The 15,219-nt window shown below is 53.6% G+C and carries 15 protein-coding genes and 4 pseudogenes; 8 read left to right on the forward strand and 11 right to left on the reverse strand.

Features of this window, described 5'->3' with window-relative positions:
• Positions 1-242 precede the first annotated feature (242 nt).
• Positions 243-1,418, forward strand: coding sequence for a hypothetical protein (locus QMX86_RS05185; RefSeq protein ID WP_217879007.1), 1,176 nt, complete (start codon positions 243-245; stop codon positions 1,416-1,418).
• Between the two features lie 293 nt (positions 1,419-1,711).
• Here the strand turns inward: QMX86_RS05185 and QMX86_RS05190 are convergent, their stop codons facing one another.
• The 5 genes and pseudogenes from QMX86_RS05190 to QMX86_RS05210 form a co-directional block, all read right to left on the reverse strand.
• The gene (locus QMX86_RS05190) at positions 1,712-3,256 is read right to left on the reverse strand and encodes a hypothetical protein (RefSeq protein ID WP_282386043.1); all 1,545 of its coding nucleotides are present in this window, start codon (positions 3,254-3,256) and stop codon (positions 1,712-1,714) included.
• Positions 3,257-3,724: 468 nt separating this feature from the next.
• The gene (locus QMX86_RS05195) at positions 3,725-3,916 is read right to left on the reverse strand and encodes a hypothetical protein (RefSeq protein ID WP_217879005.1); all 192 of its coding nucleotides are present in this window, start codon (positions 3,914-3,916) and stop codon (positions 3,725-3,727) included.
• Between the two features lie 44 nt (positions 3,917-3,960).
• A complete protein-coding gene (locus QMX86_RS05200; protein WP_282386044.1) occupies positions 3,961-4,734 on the reverse strand; it encodes a hypothetical protein in 774 nt (257 codons plus the stop codon).
• A 467-nt stretch (positions 4,735-5,201) separates the two neighbouring features.
• Positions 5,202-5,505, reverse strand: a pseudogene (locus QMX86_RS05205) (methyl-accepting chemotaxis protein); the annotation flags it as partial.
• Positions 5,506-5,538: 33 nt separating this feature from the next.
• Positions 5,539-5,712 (reverse strand): hypothetical protein, encoded by a 174-nt coding sequence (locus QMX86_RS05210; protein ID WP_225914398.1) that lies wholly within the window; start codon positions 5,710-5,712, stop codon positions 5,539-5,541.
• A gap of 639 nt (positions 5,713-6,351) precedes the next feature.
• Here QMX86_RS05210 and QMX86_RS05215 point away from each other — a divergent pair.
• Positions 6,352-7,383: a hypothetical protein gene (locus QMX86_RS05215; protein WP_217879003.1), complete on the forward strand. Its 1,032-nt coding sequence runs from the start codon at positions 6,352-6,354 to the stop codon at positions 7,381-7,383.
• Positions 7,384-7,460: 77 nt separating this feature from the next.
• Here QMX86_RS05215 and QMX86_RS05220 read toward each other — a convergent pair whose 3' ends face one another.
• The 4 genes and pseudogenes from QMX86_RS05220 to QMX86_RS05235 all read right to left on the reverse strand — a co-directional run bounded on the left by QMX86_RS05220 (position 7,461) and on the right by QMX86_RS05235 (position 10,196).
• Positions 7,461-7,892: a hypothetical protein gene (locus tag QMX86_RS05220; RefSeq protein ID WP_217879002.1), complete on the reverse strand. Its 432-nt coding sequence runs from the start codon at positions 7,890-7,892 to the stop codon at positions 7,461-7,463.
• Complete coding sequence (locus tag QMX86_RS05225; RefSeq protein ID WP_282386048.1) at positions 7,892-8,404, reverse strand: GAF domain-containing protein; 513 nt, start codon at positions 8,402-8,404, stop codon at positions 7,892-7,894. Before QMX86_RS05225 ends, QMX86_RS05220 begins: the two co-directional genes overlap by 1 nt.
• 101 nt (positions 8,405-8,505) lie before the next feature.
• Positions 8,506-9,348, reverse strand: a pseudogene (locus QMX86_RS05230) (magnesium chelatase domain-containing protein); the annotation flags it as partial.
• A gap of 383 nt (positions 9,349-9,731) precedes the next feature.
• Entirely contained in the window at positions 9,732-10,196 is a 465-nt protein-coding gene (locus QMX86_RS05235) for a hypothetical protein (RefSeq protein WP_073470953.1), read from the reverse strand.
• Between the two features lie 252 nt (positions 10,197-10,448).
• On the opposite strand from QMX86_RS05235, the gene QMX86_RS05240 reads away from it, so the two are divergent.
• Complete coding sequence (locus tag QMX86_RS05240) at positions 10,449-10,718, forward strand: HigA family addiction module antitoxin (RefSeq protein ID WP_122751205.1); 270 nt, start codon at positions 10,449-10,451, stop codon at positions 10,716-10,718.
• Here the strand turns inward: QMX86_RS05240 and QMX86_RS05245 are convergent.
• Together QMX86_RS05245 and QMX86_RS05250 are read right to left on the reverse strand one after the other, a co-directional pair.
• A pseudogene (locus QMX86_RS05245) lies at positions 10,713-11,234 on the reverse strand (Bro-N domain-containing protein). The gene QMX86_RS05240 and the pseudogene QMX86_RS05245 sit on opposite strands and share 6 nt — an antisense overlap.
• Before the next feature lie 366 nt (positions 11,235-11,600).
• On the reverse strand, positions 11,601-11,861 hold the full coding sequence (locus QMX86_RS05250; protein ID WP_008086041.1) for an accessory factor UbiK family protein: 261 nt from the start codon (positions 11,859-11,861) through the stop codon (positions 11,601-11,603).
• Positions 11,862-12,255: 394 nt separating this feature from the next.
• Here QMX86_RS05250 and glnK point away from each other — a divergent pair, with 394 nt between their 5' ends.
• From glnK to QMX86_RS05275, 5 genes and pseudogenes are all read left to right on the forward strand, one after another.
• Positions 12,256-12,594 (forward strand): P-II family nitrogen regulator, encoded by a 339-nt coding sequence (gene glnK, locus QMX86_RS05255; protein ID WP_002555808.1) that lies wholly within the window; start codon positions 12,256-12,258, stop codon positions 12,592-12,594.
• 37 nt (positions 12,595-12,631) lie between these two features.
• Entirely contained in the window at positions 12,632-13,969 is a 1,338-nt protein-coding gene (locus tag QMX86_RS05260) for an ammonium transporter (RefSeq protein ID WP_041476939.1), read from the forward strand.
• Between the two features lie 215 nt (positions 13,970-14,184).
• On the forward strand, positions 14,185-14,610 hold the full coding sequence (locus QMX86_RS05265) for a secondary thiamine-phosphate synthase enzyme YjbQ (RefSeq protein WP_071172132.1): 426 nt from the start codon (positions 14,185-14,187) through the stop codon (positions 14,608-14,610).
• 101 nt (positions 14,611-14,711) lie between these two features.
• Positions 14,712-15,038, forward strand: a complete 327-nt coding sequence (sutA, locus tag QMX86_RS05270) for a transcriptional regulator SutA (protein WP_016772583.1) — start codon at positions 14,712-14,714, stop codon at positions 15,036-15,038.
• Positions 15,039-15,116: 78 nt separating this feature from the next.
• Positions 15,117-15,218, forward strand: a pseudogene (locus tag QMX86_RS05275) (metal ABC transporter ATP-binding protein); the annotation flags it as partial.
• Position 15,219: the final 1 nt, after the last annotated feature.

The following is a 15,219-nucleotide window of genomic DNA, read 5'->3' on the forward strand; positions in this document are numbered from 1 at the left end:
GGGGGGGGCGAGCGCAGATAACACATTTCATTTCATCGAGATCAGATATTATTAATGTTGTGTAGAGAAAGATGATTATTATCATGCGCAGATGATTTCAGTGCGTGAGTTGCTATCGGGGATGTTTTTATTGAGATGTCAAAAAAATTATAGGGGAATAAGTTTTTTCAATAAAAGCTCTATGGTGTCAATGTGGTATCAGTGGTAAGGTGCCAGATCATTGATGATAACGGTTGAGAGTTATGTCTGTGCTTCCCCCTTTTCCTCTGCTGAAAGTTGACCTTGATTACTATAAAGGGCATAAAGCAAAGCTTAGTAAAGGTGCCTACAAGTCTTTAGGTACGCACGCCAAGGTGCGAGCATTTCAGAAACATAATACGATTCCTCTGCCCGACTTTCTGAATTACTTTTTAATTCATCGCGCAGACAGTGTTGACTATGTTAGCTACGTCGCTCGGCTGAAGGAGTTGGATACAGCAACTACCTGGTTGAAAGGAATGGTGGGCACGAGCGGCACGATTAATTGGCGGCCCGGTAGTAAAGGCCTTCAAGAGTGGGTGGGGGAAGCAGTTACTCTCTCTGTTGCAAGTTCAATGTTTGGGTTGATCGCTGCAGACTGGGACACTCTTCCCATACAAAGAGGGCCAAAAGCTCATCCAACTTTTGACTTTGAGCGCACGATGGTTGGCGTCACAGCTCAAAATGCTTTAATCCAAATTGAGTCAAAAGGTAGCTTTGTTACTGATAACACTATTGAACAGAAAGCTGTAAAGACTCACGCTGATAATATTGAGGCGAAAAAAACTAAGATTGCTAGTAAGGGCACTGCATATAAGCATCCTGCCACGGCTAAATACGGTATGATCGCAGCGGTAGATCGTACTAACCCGGCCAAGTGCTGGATACTTGATCCTCCTCCAGATAAGTTACAAGGTGATCCTGGCGATTTGAAAGTCGCGATTCGTCTGGAGTATGTAGCATCGATAGTTTCATTGCTTGCCCCCTTTGCTAAATTGCCTATCGCTCTTCGGGAACGCGCAGCTTTATGGCGGGAGGGCGCTTCTGACAAGAGGCAATCGCTTGATGGTTTTCCATATACATCAGAGAACTACGTGGACGCTTTTCTGGCCAGAAAAAAGGTTTGGTTACCAGAGCGCGACGTTGTGGGTAGGCTATATCAGGGAGAGGAGGGAAGAATATTTTTCCTCGGGATGCAAGGTGATCTAATTCGCGCTGCTATCAAACAAGACCCTGAGGCGATCACTAGCGCTCGGTTCGAACCTAACATAGAACAGATGGAGGTAGTTGATATGCCAATGCGCGTTGACGGCAAACGTAGTCGTTTGTACAGGTCTGTCATTATGAACCTGTACACCTCGTCGAGTGGTACTGTCATCGGCTTGCCTGACCTAGAATAATTCTTTTCCTAGGCGCTGTATGAAACCTATGAAGATCCGCCAACGCCCCGGCCCTGCCTGAGTTTCCGTAGAGTTCTTGCGCTTTTCAGCGCGGAACTCTTCCATGCCCAAACAGCGATACGAAATTTTCGATGTCGACTGGGAGCTGGTCGCGGACCTCTTGCCTAGTTTTTTCGCGCAACTGAGCGATCATGGTCAAAACTTGGCTATCTCATTGTTCTGCGCGCTCGTATCCTCAAGAGCCTGCGAAGGGTATAAGAGTATTGCATTGGAGCTTTTAAAGCTTCTTAACTTCAAACGCTTCGAGCGTGTTGTACTGTTTTTATGTTTTCTTTCATTAGAGGAAAATTTTCTTTCGTTTCTAGAAATCGCTTGGCTAGTTTTAGTAAGCAGCTTGAGGGGCGATTTTTAGTTGTGAAGAATATTAGCTGCTGGATGTGTGCTCTCTTGATGCTGGCCGTCTTTGCGTGATCTATAACTCCGGCTGCTAGGATGCCATTGTCTATGTTTCCGAAATATATTTGCCCATATGCTTGCTTCAAAAGCTCATCTGCATGGATTGGAATTATATCGTTGGTGTCTGCAGCTTTAATGCTTCTAGCAGGAAATACTGCATAGCTAGAGTTGCTTTTACCTTTGAACTCGTTGGCGGTTTTGGAGTTCGCGTAAAATGCTCCAATCATTGTTAAACAGAAAATAAATAGGTTGTGTGATTTTCCGTGGTTTTCTCTAGCATGTATAGGGCCGCCTCGGCTGCCCCGTGTCGCGATATAGTTCTCCTGTAGTTGTAGGCTTCGCTTAACGGCGATGTAGATATCGGAATTGCTCATGGGTCTTTTAAAGTCTGAGTCTGGAGATATAAGCTTGCCTCCGTGACCAAAGAGTATTTTTAGTACGCCAAGTAAAGTGGAAGCTGCCTCGCGAAGAGTGATGTTGTATATTTCTGATGGGATTTTAATTATTCCAAGTCTATTGAGCTTATTTAATATGTCAATTGCCAAGCTCGCGGCTTCATGTCCTCGAGCATCTGTTGCTGCGAATTCAAGTAGTGCACGATTGGCGGATAAGTTTGCGCTGATCAGAGCCAACAAGCTGTCAGGAGCGCTTGTTAGTTCGTGGGTGTCCTCATCGAGCCAGGTGGACAAAGTGTGCTGGCAGTGCTCCAAGGCTTGAAGCGATAGCTCCCTAGTTATTTCGGGGGGGACACATTTATCCGTGGGCCAGTCATTATTGAAAAGCCATAGCTTCTCGCTTTCCTGCAACTGCGCGTCCATCCATTTTTCAAGGAATATGAGTAAAGAGCCAAATACTGTGTCGGAGCCAAGTGGGCCCGAAGCTAGTTCAAAAGGTGCTTCGGATGGGTCGTTAACCCATGTGAAAATATCCTTATAGTGTTTTTTTGTTTGGGCAGGCATAGAGTTTAAAAGTTTGTTGAAAATTTCTTTGCGCACATTCCCGATGATCAAGTTTTCTTTAAGATCCTTAGGCAACTCAGGCGACCACAGGCGAAGTGACGCTTCCTTGCTGGGTTCAATGTGGCGTTCTCCATGTATGCCTTCAACCCATCTATCTAGAGGCACACTACCTAGAATCGCTGCTGCCCATTTATGGTGTAGGGCGTTGGTTGCATAACTGAAAATTTCGGCAACGGTGAGAACCTCTTGGCGGAAATCGGATTTCACAAGTTTAGCGACCTCCTTCTTCTCACAGCTTAGAATGACCTGCAGCCGGCTCTTAACTACCTCAAGCTCGTTGGTGCTATAGAAGACATAATGTGACATTTTTTCCTCGGCAATAACGCAGCGTGGTTTCTCGTTTCGGTAGGTGTGCCTTGTCATCAGTTGTGTCTTACGAAGACCCAACCCGACCCGCAGCCGTAATGGGCGGCCACGGGGCGGCTGGCTCCTACGGCATAGCTTTACAGCTCGTCATCGTCAATCTCACCGCTGCCACCACAGCGAGTGCAATCCTCGACTTCCTGAGTCCCTTCGCCATAGCACCCATGGCATTGGGCGTATGGATTATCTTCAGCGGTGTCAAAACCGGTTCCGCTGCAGTCTGGACACTCAATCTCGATTGGCCCGCCACGTCCATGGCATACGTGGCAGAGACAAGGCTTAGGTTGGTAGAAGGTTTCTTGATGCATAGTGACTCTCTCTGAAAATGGCAAACCCGAATTGGTTGGCCTTTCCAGATTTTAAAAAAGTGCCTTCGAGTTTTTTCGGGGTAAAGTCACGCAGTGCCTGGTTCGGGGTTTTTTTCTGCATTCTCCTGCAGATTGCTTCCCCTCGCTCTCTGCACCGCTATCAGCTGCAGCACTCGCTATGATGGCGGTTCAGTCTGGCATCGAGCACCGCCTCGTCACGCTTGATCTTCTTCGGCTTGAACGACAACTCCAAGCCCAGACCGATTCGATCGCCGCTGGCGGCCCCTTTGTTTTTGTAACTGCGTAGTTTCTTGTTCGTGTCACGCATGGCTTGGTTGCGTTTCTTGCCCAAACCTCATTCCCTGTCGATGACTCCCTTTGAAGTCAAGGCACGAATTATTGTGGACAATGATCTAGTTTGCGGGCGAAGTAATAGTCGATGCTAGCCTCAATGGCGAGGCGATTGATGACCGCCACGCCATCACGGTACAGTCTGCATGGATTCACTTCAGGATGCGCGCGAAGGCAGACGGTGGGCGAAAGCGGTACAAACAGCCATTTGGAAAAATTGTCCGGCACGACGAACTCTCCCTCGACAGCCTGCAGGCGCTGCCACGTTATGCCGCTCATCGCCCTGACTGCTTCGGAAAGTGTGAGGCGGATCGACGGCGCAACAACCGCACGGCTTGAAATAGTAAGGTCGGGGCGGATACAGCTGATACCTTCGGCCTCCAGTAGCTCCTGCTCATCCTTGGTGTAGTAATGCCGTAGACCGATTACCTCTGGAGCACCGCCGATTGACGGGTTAGCTAGCCGTTCGTTCTTCTTCCACTGCGCTCGGATGTTGCAGAGGCAGTAGAACTCGTTGATCACGGTGAAATGCTGGCGGCTAAAGCGAAAGGCAGGATCATCGAGAATAACGCTGGCCAGAGCCTGGAAGGCGTCCTCGATTTCTTTCATGAACCCGCCTTCCGCCTGTTGATCCCAAACCCGTTGGGCGCAGAAGATCTGATCCGCCGGCTTGGCATCAAAGACCTTCTCAGACGCCTTGCGCAGCACCTGAACCGCCCCTTTCTCGCTCGCGAAGCGAGAAATGCTGGCGCTCGGGAAGGTGTGTTGTTTTATCGTCAACTTATGCGGGTTGCCTTTCTGTGGTGGCTCAAATGTCATGGAATGGGCTCGCACGTGAAGGGGATGTAAAGCCAGAAAACTGTGCCGTCTTGCAAAAGCAACTGAGCCATCCCGTATGTGCCGACGGCTCACAAAGCAAGATCTTCCGCCAAACGAATACCTTGCGGCAAATCGAAGGCAAAGAAGTAGCCGTAGAAGGTGTTGAGGGCTTGCACAAGCCCGAGATATAGACGTGCGCTTGTCCAGTAGTAACGGGTATGACCATGTTGAGCCAGCCCTCTTTGTGGATGCCTTGCCGCAGGTTTGTAAGCAGTTGTGACGCAACAGCGGTGGAATATTCCAGCCGCATTAATTTCGAAAAAATCGCATCTATTTAGAATAGCCGACAGCAATTCTGTGGAACAAATCGTCTAGCAGGTATTCACAGTCTCGGGAATCCCTGCCATCAGTAATGTTCTTGCATGCGATTTAGTAGGTTGTGTAACTGTCGCCTTTATCGCTGCACATCAAAGCTTGAATCGGCCGACCATTTGGTTGAGCGCCACGGCCAAGCGGGAAAGCTCGCGACTCGCAGCGTCAATCTGATTCGCCCCTGCCGAAGATTGCAAAGATAAATCGCGAATGTTAAGCAGGTTACGATCAACTTCCCGCGATACCTGTGCCTGTTCTTCAGCTGCACTGGCAATTACCATATTTCGATCCGATATCAGATTAACGCTCTGGGTGATATCTTCAAGCGCATTCCCTTCGAGCTGCATCCAATGTGGCCTGAGCGCGAACACTGCTGCTCTGCATTGTCCCTTCAGCTCGGACTACTACTCAGGTGCTGGACGTGAGTGGTGCTTACGTGACGATGGCCGCCGCATTGGCGATTGCCACGTCGACAGCGTTGTATAGGTCCACGTCGGTCTGCTGTGTCTTAATCGACACGACTAGGCTGTATCGCACGTCATCGTTGAAGCGCTGTTGTTTCACCAAGGTTTTCCACCACCCCGGGGCCGGATAGATCCCGATCATTCCCAGTACCGCCAAATCGGAGGCCGGCCCTCGCCAAATGTCAGAATGCAAAGACCCCTTATGACGACCACGCGTACCTATCAGCCAACGTGTATCGGAGGGGCTGCTGAGGTAAGGGGGGTCATCGTCATCTTCTTCTCGGGCACGCCTGTTGATCCGCTGACGGAACACTGTCGAGTCCTCTCCAGATCGGCTGACCTCAAAGCGCAGTCCATGGGATTCGTATCGAGTTGGACTGGACGTTTTCAGTAGGCCAGTGGATCGGCTGACCTGGAAGGCTCTCGGGTCTGGTAGCCTACCCCAACTATGAAAGTCGGGCGTCTCGAAATCGGCTTTTTGGGCCCGTTGAACCCAGATCACTTCTTAGTGAGTGGCGTTGCTCTGGGAGCTACCTGGCCAAGTGAGTGCGACGGCTTGGATGTCAACCTGCTCACGTGCTGCCCATTGAAACAGCGTGTATGAGCCACATCCTTCCCTTTGCTGGTTGAGGTGATCTCGAAACCGTTTGCGCAGGTCGGCAGCCTGTCCGATGGGGCAGGCTTTACGATCACTATTATCGCTTTGGGCAACTAGAGCGTAGATCTAGAATCCAGCAGTACCTCGCCAGACTCAAGCGTGCCGTAAGTGGAGGGAATTTCGATGTCAGGGAAGAGCGCGCCGACGTTAGATAAGGCGAAGGTTCTCGAAAATGCCGTGACTTCGATCCAGTTGGGTATCGAGGACTATCAGCTCACCCAGGGAGAGAGTGGAAATCCGCTTCGTGCTGTATCCGCCGCTCGCAATCTGTTCGCGGGAGTACTTCTATTATTCAAATACAAGATCTCAACGCTAGCCGACACCCCTGAGCATGCGGCGAGCCTTATCTACAAGGCCAGGAAGTTCAAGCCGTGCCGAAACGATGGCGGCAAAATTGAATGGCGTCCCGAGCTTGAAAGAAACAAGACAATCGACGTAGCAGACATTCAGCTTCACTTTGAAGGTTTGGGCATTCGAGCCGACTGGAAAGCTGTAAACGCCCTGCAAACGTGCCGGAATGATCTGGAACATCTTCATCCAAAACATCCGTTGGAAGACATCAACAAATTTCTGCTGGATCTCTTCCCTCTTCTAGGTGATTTCATTACTCACGAGCTTTCCGAGAATCCGGCGGCCATGCTGGGTAGTACGTGGGAAGTGATGCTCAAAAATCATGAGTTTTTCGCTCGCAACCTCGAGGAGATACAGCAACAGTGGGCAGCGCTGGGAGTCATGGAGCACACTCGGGAGCTCTTCAAGACTTGTGTATGCCGCGCTTGCGGCTCTCCATTGCTAGAGCCGAACCGTGAGGATCTTCAGTCGGGGATACCGTTTGACTACTTCGAGTTTCGTTACACCTGCCTGGCGTGCGGTCAGACCGATTCCTTTATTGACGCGATGTCTGAAGAGCTGCGCTTGGCGAAGGAGGATCCCTTCGGTGGGGAGGACGTCATCATAGACTGTGGCGGTTGTGGCGCAGCTATGTTTGATTTGACCGAAGGTTACTGTCACCTTTGTGGCTACAGTTATCAACCGCCTAGGTGCGGAGGCTGTAATCGGACACTTGAACGTTATGAGGCAGAGAGTGGCTCGCTTTGTGATCGGTGCTCAGAATATGCCCATTACAATGATGAATATGAGCCGAATATAAGCTAAGGATGGAAGACGGCCCTCGAATCGAACCTCGCTTCCTGCGCCGCCTTCTACCGCTGACCATCGAGCAGGATCAATTCCTATGCGCCCATCATATGGAGTAACTCCGGCCGAGATTTTTTTGACGTCAGAAACTTCTGAATAACCTCTGAGTTGCTCTTGTTTAGGCCCTGGCCATGTTCAACGGCGTCGGCCGCTTTGGATACAATGATTGCTCCAGACGCCGGAAAATTCATCAGATCAAGAATGATTCTGTAAATACGCTTGCTGTTCTTGCCGACTTCGATGCTGACGCCGTCATCTTGATTCTGGATAACTTTTGCCTCATTGCCGGACAAGTACTTGAACTCAACCACCAAGGTTTTGGAGTTCATGTGATAGCCCCTCCATGCCGTAGGAAGGTCGGCAGGGGAAAACATAAATTGCAACTTGATGCCTCGTTGCTCCTTCGATTCGACTTCGTTCAAATCATGCTGGGAGACCGAAATCCATTCTTCGCGTGATGTATTCATCAGGCTCTCTCCAAAAGGTGCCCTATCAGGGCCACGGTTAACGTGTAGTGCTCGACTGAGGCTGCTGTTACCCCTAATGGATCCAAACTATCCAAGACGATCACTCCCCACAGCTTGCCGTTGCACTCCACCGGCATTGCGGCCATCGCGCGCGAGGGAATCCTTCCCTCAGCCAGGTAACGCTCCAAGAAGCGTACTGACGACTTAGTCACCGTAGCATAGTTTTCTCGAGCCTTGGTCTTGGTGTTGGAAGTGATTTCGGGGAGGTCTGGTAGGATTACGACGCCCCGTTGTGACCACGCTAGCCCTGCAACTCCCTGAGATTTGGCGCTATTTTCGCTGTCGATGTAAAAAATGGTTTTAGTATTTAGCGTCAGGTGACCGGATCGCATATAGGGTACGAGGTAGTCACCGCAGAATCGGCGCGTTTTGAACGGGAACCATGTCGACACCTCGGATTCAAGCCAGTGCCGCCGAAAAAATAGGTTTTTTTTGAATTTGAACAGTGTCACTCGGTTGTGATCTTTAGGGACGTTTAAGTTCTTAAAAACTCTGTCTTGATACTCATCCAGAATAAACTGCAGCTTTTCGACAACCCACGGATCTGCCAACTGCCACCGACCAGCGCCGGCCCGGAAGCGGAATGGTGCGGTTGGCGGAAGGGGCGTTGCGGCCAGTGAGTCAGAGGCACCCCGCTGGCGACCGATTGAATCGCTGCCACTTCCAGCGCCTCACATTCGGAAAGCGGTGGCAGCAGCCCCGGCAGACGACTGGCCAGTAATGTCTTGCCCGTCCCCGGTGGCCCGCTGAACAACAAATTGTGCGCGCCTGCTGCGGCAATCAGCAGTGCGCGTTTGGCGGCTGTCTGCCCCTGCACCTCGTTAAGGTCGGGATAGGGTTTGGCAGCGTGCATCAAACCATCGGAAACATAAGGCTCGACCGGTGTGTGCCCATTGAAATGCGCCACCGCTTCCAGCAAGTGATCGACTGCGAACACTTTCAGCCCCGAAGCCAGGCACGCCTCTTCCGCATTCGCTCGAGGCACCACCAACGCCCGCCCGGCCTTGCGCGCCGCCAAGGCTGCCGGCAGCACGCCACGCACCGGCCGCACGGCACCCGACAGCGCCAACTCACCCAGACATTCCACCTCGTCCAGCGTCAGACACGGCACCTGCACACTGGCCGACAGAATCCCCAAAGCAATCGCCAGATCGAAGCGCCCGCCATCCTTGGGCAGATCCGCCGGCGCCAGATTCAAGGTGATCCGCCGCGCCGGAAATTGCAGTCCGGAGTTGATGATCGCGCTGCGTACGCGATCCTTGCTCTCCTTCACCGCCGCCTCGGGCAGGCCGACCATGGTCAGCGAGGGAAGACCGTTGGCCAGATGAACTTCGACGGTAACAGCGGGGGCTTCCACGCCAACCTGGGCGCGACTGTGGACAATGGAGAGGGACATGGTCGTTCCTTGAGTTGAATCGGGGAGCCGCTTCCTGCGGGTTTTTGAAGGGTAGTTGAGCCGGGTTTCAGTGCTGAAATAGAGGTTTACAAGACGTATCAAGACCCGATGGGCTGTCATTGCTTGCCTGAATTGGACCGTTGACTCTCGACCGGCATTGACGGATCATCCCGTTCGAGGACTGCAACTGCGCATTCGTCGGGACTGGGCACCAGCAAAAGCTCCCCCGCATTTTTGGCAGCAGAGAAAGCTGGTTTCTCTGAAGTAGTGACGACTGGCTAGCCTGTCGGATTCTGAACCCAAGGCCGTGAAGCCAGGAGCTAAAGAATCGCTGCGACTACTCCTCAAAAAATACTTAAAAGGCGTCCATCGGACGCCTTTTTTTATTTCTGATTTGGTGGTGCTCGTGGTATCTGCCCCACTAACGTGCCATGTGCACGTTTTTGCGGGTACCAAGTCACCACGAAGTAACCAAATCCTGTGGCGCGCTCGTGTCGCGGTTCAAGAATCAGTGTTCCCATAGATGTCCTCAGTACCGCGACCCTGTTTCCACATCGCTGTTCTTTGAACTCACAATAGATTTGTGCCCCCGGGACGATCATTTTCGCAACAATCGCTGCTACCCCATCGGCAGTCTGGCAACCATGCTTGAGCAAATCGGCACTATGGGCTTCCCAAATGTGCACTACGCCAAAACCACTATTCGCTCGACGGTGAATACCTACCCGCAGATAAATCTTCCCGCCTGGCAAGCCGAATTTTGGCATATCGGGGATCGTGCCAAAGATGTAACCACCATCTGGATGCTGAACCAGCGTGTTTTCTTTGAGCTTGAGCAAATGAGACAAGAGGGATCCAGAACCAGAGTGTCTGGCGATCAATGTGTATCGCCTGGAACTCGACGAATAGGATCGACCAGCGCAGGCGAAAGCCACCAGCCTAATCACAGCCAAGAACTCACGGAATCAGGCGCAGACGCTGATTCTCGTAGGGTTATGCCCTATTAGTTGTAGGACGCCGGCCAAACGGTTTTGATGGTCTTGTTTTCCTGAATCGGATGCTCCAGTTTGGTCACTCAACGCAGCCTCTGGAGGCGAAAAATGAACCGCAATGGTATGCGCCCGATTCATCCGGGCGAGGTTCTGAATAAGGAGTTCATGGAGCCGTTGGGCATGACTGTCATGGATCTGGCCATGCCCACGAACTGGCCCGAAAGTGAGATCGAAAAGCTTGTGAAATGCCAGCTCAGGATCTGCGCCGATCTGGCAATCAGCCTTGCCACTCATCTCAACACTAAGCCTGAGTTCTGGATGAATCTCCAATCGACTTACGATTTGCGCAGGGCCCAGCTCCGGCATGCGAGTTTATAGCGATTGCAGCATCCGCGAAGCTCTTTTCCACCATGGCCCTGTCTTTGGGCGCTTGGTCTGCTCCCGTTCCACCATCATCTGCGGTACATCCTGCAACCGTATCCACGGCTGATTATTCCAATGCAACAAACTCAACGTCATGTCCGGCCAACTGAGCAAGCTGAGGTGTGGGCGTTCGCCTGTGCAGGGATGTTGGGCGTCGCGCAGGGTGGGGATGACCTGGTGGGTGAGCCATTCGCGCAGGGCTCGGTATTCGGGGCAGTAGTGGTAGACGAGGAGGGCGTAGATGCCGGATTCGCTGATCAGCAGGGTGTTTTCGATCTGGTTGTGGATCAGGGTTTTGCGGGTTTGGTATTGGTCGGGGTCGAGTTTCCGCAGCATGCGTTCGTTGAGGTAGATGTGCAGCAGGCGACTCAGGTCTCGGACGCAGAACCAGGGTTAGTTCTGGATGAGGAGGGCGTGGAGGGGGAGTTTGTGGCGGGTGAAGATGCAAGGTGTCAGGTAGTTTTCGTCCATGGTTCAGTTCTCGAATTCAAGTGAAGAAAACTGCTTCTGTTCGTCGCCAAACGAAAAGGGTGGCAGCTATGCGCGGGTTGGCGAACCGGTGAATTCGAAACCGGCAGACCCTGAGGTCTCCCACGCAAAGCCGCCATTACTCGTTGAGAGAAAAAACCTCTCTGTGAATTTAGTTGCATTGCGTCGAATTCGATCCAGGTCGCCAAACCCGCTGCTGAACATTCAGCATCAGATGAGCTTAGAAACCTGGGCTTTTTTGGCGCAATCGGACGGCGGTCATTTAAGGTTGTAGGACGTTGCCGGGATGGTCGAAGGGCTATCGATCAAAAGATCGCAGCCTTCGGCAGCTCCTACAGGGGACGCGAATTATTCAGCGGGCGGTGTCAGCTTCGCTTCCATCTCGGCAACCTTGGCTTCGAGGCTTTCGAGGCGGGCGCGAGTACGCGCCAACACCACCATCTGACTATCAAACTCTTCCCGGCTGACCAGATCGAGTTTGCTGAAGGCACTTTGCAGCAGCATTTTGAACTGGCTTTCGATTTCGGCTTTCGGCAGCGGGGTGTCGCCGTTGAAGAGGCGGGAGGCGGTGCCGCTCAGGGCGTCGAGGAAGTCTTTGGGCGCGAGCATGGGAAATGTCCTGGAAACAATGGCCGGCAGTGTATCACGCAGTGTCTATAGTCAATCCCGTTGCACGGATGCACGCTTTTCGCGCAGGGGGACGGACGGTGGCGCACCGTTGTTGTGCGTATCGGCAAAAGCTTTTCTGCCCGAGCGCGTGCAACAGGGGCCAAGAGATTGAAATGCAGGGTTTTTGCCGAGCTGGCAAGGTTTCTGCTTAGTCACCCTCGACCCATGCACTGATGCAGTCGCTGTGACGAATGCAGTGCGGCAGACGAAGCGGGGAGTTTCGTCTGATGCGGTTAGCTGGCGTCAACGATGCGTTACAAAGCCAGGCACTGCGCTTAGACTTGAGACGGGTTTGTTTTCCTGGGGCAAGTCCACCAATTCGGGAGAGAGTTTCATGAAGCTAGTCACTGCCATCATCAAGCCGTTCAAGTTGGACGACGTGCGCGAGTCGCTGTCCGAAATCGGCGTGCAGGGCATTACCGTCACTGAAGTCAAAGGCTTCGGCCGGCAGAAGGGTCACACCGAGCTGTATCGCGGCGCGGAATATGTGGTCGATTTTCTGCCCAAGGTGAAAATCGACGTGGCCATCGACGACAAGGATCTGGATCGGGTTATCGAGGCGATAACCAAAGCGGCCAACACCGGCAAGATCGGTGACGGCAAGATCTTCGTGGTCAATCTGGAACAGGCGATCCGCATCCGTACCGGCGAAACCGATACCGACGCGATCTAAGCGCCGCCACAAACCCAACGCCCCAGGAGAAAACAATATGACTCTGCGTAAATTCGCAGGGCTAGGCGCCCTGTTGTCCATCGTAATGCCCGGCATCGCCATGGCGGCAGACGAAGTGGCAGCGCCAGTCCTCAATTCCGGCGACACCGCCTGGATGCTCACCTCGACAGCGCTCGTGCTGTTCATGACCATTCCCGGCCTGGCGCTGTTCTACGGCGGTATGGTTCGCTCGAAAAACATTCTTTCCGTGCTGATGCAGTGCTTCGCCATTACCGGTCTGATCAGCATCCTGTGGGTCATTTATGGCTACAGCATTGCCTTCGACACCACCGGCATGGAGCAGGGCGTCGTCAACTTCAATTCGTTCTTCGGCGGCATGGGCAAGGCGTTCCTCGCCGGTGTCACGCCTTCGAGCATCACCGGCCCGGCGGCGCTGTTCCCTGAGGCGGTGTTCATCACCTTCCAGATGACCTTCGCGATCATCACCCCGGCGCTGATCGTCGGTGCGTTCGCCGAGCGCATGAAGTTCTCCGCGATGCTGATCTTCATGGGCATCTGGTTCACGCTGGTTTATGCACCGATCGCGCACATGGTCTGGTCCGGTAACGGCGGCCTGATGTGGGACTGGGGCGTGCTCGACTTCGCTGGCGGCACCGTGGTGCACATCAACGCCGGTATCGCCGGTCTGGTCGCGTGCCTGGTGCTGGGCAAGCGCAAAGGCTTCCCGACCACACCAATGGCTCCGCACAACCTCGGCTACACCCTGATGGGCGCGGCGATGCTGTGGGTCGGCTGGTTCGGCTTCAACGCCGGTTCCGCTGCGGCTGCCAACGGCACTGCCGGTATGGCCATGCTGGTTACCCAGATCGCCACTGCCGCTGCGGCACTGGGCTGGATGTTTGCCGAGTGGGTCACCCACGGCAAGCCAAGCGCGCTGGGCATTGCTTCGGGTGTGGTCGCCGGTCTGGTCGCGATCACTCCGGCCGCTGGCACCGTGGGCCCGATGGGTGCACTGGTGATCGGTCTGGCCGCAGGCGTGGTGTGCTTCTTCTGCGCCACCACCCTGAAACGCAAACTCGGCTATGACGATTCCCTGGACGCCTTCGGCGTGCACGGTATCGGCGGTATCCTCGGCGCGATCCTCACCGGTGTGTTTGCCGCACCGGCACTGGGCGGCTTCGGCACCGTGACTGACATCGGCGCGCAGGTCTGGATCCAGATCAAAGGCGTCGGCTTCACGGTGATCTACACCGCGATCGTCACCTTCATCATCCTCAAGGTGCTGGACGCCGTCATGGGTCTGCGCGTAACAGAGGAAGAAGAGTCGGTCGGCCTCGATCTGGCACAACACAACGAACGCGGCTACAACCTGTAAGTACGCGCGATAAAAAAATTGCCCGGTTCGCCGGGCATTTTTTTGTCCGGGATTTGTCATTCAGGGAGTGGCTGAAAGGATTTTTCTTACGGCTTTGGTCGTCTTTACGACGAGGCTTTTTCTGCGGGCAATCGCTTACATCGCTGCAGGAATATTAGGGCCTTTGTTTTTTTTCAGAGCACGCTAGAATGCGCCCCGAACGAGCGGAGAACTGTATGTGGCAACAGACTCTGATAACCCTGCGGGCAAGGCCCCGGGGCTTTCATCTGGTGACGGACGAGTTGCTCGCAGGCTTGCCTGAACTCAAGACCTGTCGGGTCGGTCTGTTGCATTTGTGGCTGCAGCACACGTCGGCGTCGTTGACCATCAACGAGAACGCCGATCCGGCAGTTCGTCGCGACTTCGAACGATTTTTCAATCGTCTGATCCCACAAGGAACAGACGGCTACGAGCACAACGACGAAGGCCTGGACGACCTCCCGGCGCACTTCAAGGCCAGCGTGCTCGGTTGCCAGATCAGTCTGCCGGTTGCGGCAGGGCGGCTGGCACTGGGTACCTGGCAAGGGATTTATCTGGGCGAGCACCGTGATCATGGCGGTGCACGTAAAGTCCTCGCCACCTTGCACGGTGAACAGGCATGAGCCGCTGCCGGGCAGCGGCAGAAGATTTTTCAACGGCGGCTTCGACAGTCGCCAAAGCTGGTCTATAACTAATCTGCTTTTGGCAAGTCATGAGGTAGAACATGAGCGACGATGATCTGGAAAACGACGACCTCGAAGTAGGCGACGAAGACGAGGCCGAGGAAGGCCTGGAAGCGGCAGCGGAAGACGTTGCCGAAGACGATGGCGGTGACGACACGCCGGCCCCGGCTGCCAAAGGCAAAGCCAAGGCTGCGGTATCGGTCGACGAGTTGCCGAGCATCGAAGCCAAGAACAAGGAGCGTGACGCCCTGGCCAAGGCCATGGAAGAATTCCTTGCGCGCGGCGGCAAGGTGCAGGAAGTTGAGGCCAACGTGGTCGCCGATCCGCCCAAGAAGCCGGATAACAAGTACGGCAGCCGCCCTATCTGAGGCGCGTCGCTCGCTTGCTGAAAAAGCCCGCCGTCGCTGCGGGCTTTTTTATGCCTGGAATAAATGCGTTGAAAACAAATGCAGTCCCCTGTGGGAGCGAGCCTGCTCGCGAAGAGGGCATGTCAGCCGACACACATGTTGGATGACACACCGCATTCGCGAGCAGGCTCGCTCCCACAGG

The sequence above is a fragment of the Pseudomonas sp. PS01270 genome (assembly GCF_029959775.1).
GTDB classification, from domain to species: Bacteria; Pseudomonadota; Gammaproteobacteria; order Pseudomonadales; family Pseudomonadaceae; genus Aquipseudomonas; species Aquipseudomonas atacamensis.

Excerpts from the sequence above, each read along its gene's own strand:
- QMX86_RS05220 (WP_217879002.1), bottom strand. The coding sequence starts at position 7,892 with ATGAATACATCACGCGAAGAATGGATTTCGGTCTCCCAGCATGATTTG.
- glnK (WP_002555808.1), top strand. The coding sequence starts at position 12,256 with ATGAAGCTAGTCACTGCCATCATCAAGCCGTTCAAGTTGGACGACGTG.
- QMX86_RS05240 (WP_122751205.1), top strand. The coding sequence starts at position 10,449 with ATGAACCGCAATGGTATGCGCCCGATTCATCCGGGCGAGGTTCTGAAT.
- sutA (WP_016772583.1), top strand. The coding sequence starts at position 14,712 with ATGAGCGACGATGATCTGGAAAACGACGACCTCGAAGTAGGCGACGAA.
- QMX86_RS05210 (WP_225914398.1), bottom strand. The coding sequence starts at position 5,712 with ATGATCGGGATCTATCCGGCCCCGGGGTGGTGGAAAACCTTGGTGAAA.
- QMX86_RS05190 (WP_282386043.1), bottom strand. The coding sequence starts at position 3,256 with ATGACAAGGCACACCTACCGAAACGAGAAACCACGCTGCGTTATTGCC.
- QMX86_RS05200 (WP_282386044.1), bottom strand. The coding sequence starts at position 4,734 with ATGACATTTGAGCCACCACAGAAAGGCAACCCGCATAAGTTGACGATA.
- QMX86_RS05260 (WP_041476939.1), top strand. The coding sequence starts at position 12,632 with ATGACTCTGCGTAAATTCGCAGGGCTAGGCGCCCTGTTGTCCATCGTA.
- QMX86_RS05265 (WP_071172132.1), top strand. The coding sequence starts at position 14,185 with ATGTGGCAACAGACTCTGATAACCCTGCGGGCAAGGCCCCGGGGCTTT.
- QMX86_RS05215 (WP_217879003.1), top strand. The coding sequence starts at position 6,352 with ATGTCAGGGAAGAGCGCGCCGACGTTAGATAAGGCGAAGGTTCTCGAA.
- QMX86_RS05250 (WP_008086041.1), bottom strand. The coding sequence starts at position 11,861 with ATGCTCGCGCCCAAAGACTTCCTCGACGCCCTGAGCGGCACCGCCTCC.
- QMX86_RS05185 (WP_217879007.1), top strand. The coding sequence starts at position 243 with ATGTCTGTGCTTCCCCCTTTTCCTCTGCTGAAAGTTGACCTTGATTAC.